Below are 973 nucleotides of genomic sequence, written 5' to 3' on the forward strand. Positions count from 1 at the left end.
CTCGGCCCGCGAGGTCCTGGAGGCGACCGGCGCGACGGTGCGGATCGACGCCGACCCCGCGCTCCTGACCGACGGCACCGATGATGCCCTGCTCGCCGTCGTGGTTCGCGAGGCGGTCACCAACGTGCTGCGGCACAGCGAGGCACGCCACGTGACGATCGCCCTGTCCGCCTCCGGCGACCACGTACGCCTCCGCGTGGCCAACGACGGCGTCACCGGCCGCCCATCCGATCCCGGTCAGGGAGTCGCCAACCTCACCGAACGCCTCGCAGCCCGCGGCGGCGGCCTCACGACCACGTCGCGGGACCACCACCACCGGCTCGAGGCGACCCTGCCCATGAGTGACCGCGGGCGCTCGGCGTGAGTGGCGGCGCCGGTGACGGGCAGATATGCGAGGTGCTGCCGTCTCCTCGTGTCGCCCGGCCGGTGATGTACCACCGCTGGTCGGACATCACCTTCATCCATTGGCGCTACCCGCCGGACCTCGTGCGGCGTCTGGTGCCGGACTGTCTCACGGTCGAGACCTACGACGGGGTGGCCTGGGTGGGTCTGACTCCGTTCCTCATGGAAGAGGTACGCGTGCCCGGCGCGCCCACCCTGCCGGGGCTGTGCACTTTTCCGGAGACCAACGTGCGGACCTACGTCCGCGACGGCCGCGGGCGCAGCGGGGTCTGGTTCCTGTCGCTGGACGCAGGTCGCCTCGCAGCCGCGCTCGGGGGCCGCGCCGGCTACTGGCTGCCGTACTTCTGGTCTGACATGTCGGTACGCTCCGACGGCGCCCACACGCGCTACCGGTGCCGCCGGATCTGGCCGAAGCGCGGCAGGGCGTGGTGCGACGCGGACGTGACGGCGGGGCTGCCCTTGGAGCAGGGCGAGCGGGACGGCATCGCGAGCTTCCTGACGGATCGCTTCCTGCTGTTCACCTTCGTGGCCGGCCGGCTGGCCGGCGCGCCGGTGGAGCACCCGCCGTGGC

The 973-nt window shown here is 72.7% G+C and carries 2 protein-coding genes; both read left to right on the forward strand.

Translation table 11 applies throughout. The annotated features are described in order from the left end of the window. Positions 1-364: ATP-binding protein (locus tag AB0J09_RS65810; RefSeq protein WP_360714777.1), on the forward strand; the 364-nt coding region annotated here is incomplete at its 5' end. Continuing rightward, positions 361-973, forward strand: a 613-nt coding sequence (locus AB0J09_RS65815) for a DUF2071 domain-containing protein (RefSeq protein ID WP_360714779.1), incomplete at its 3' end; no start/stop codon positions are given. The genes AB0J09_RS65810 and AB0J09_RS65815, both read left to right, overlap by 4 nt.

It is taken from the genome of Nonomuraea sp. NPDC049784, assembly GCF_040659615.1.
Taxonomy (GTDB): Bacteria; Actinomycetota; Actinomycetes; order Streptosporangiales; family Streptosporangiaceae; genus Nonomuraea.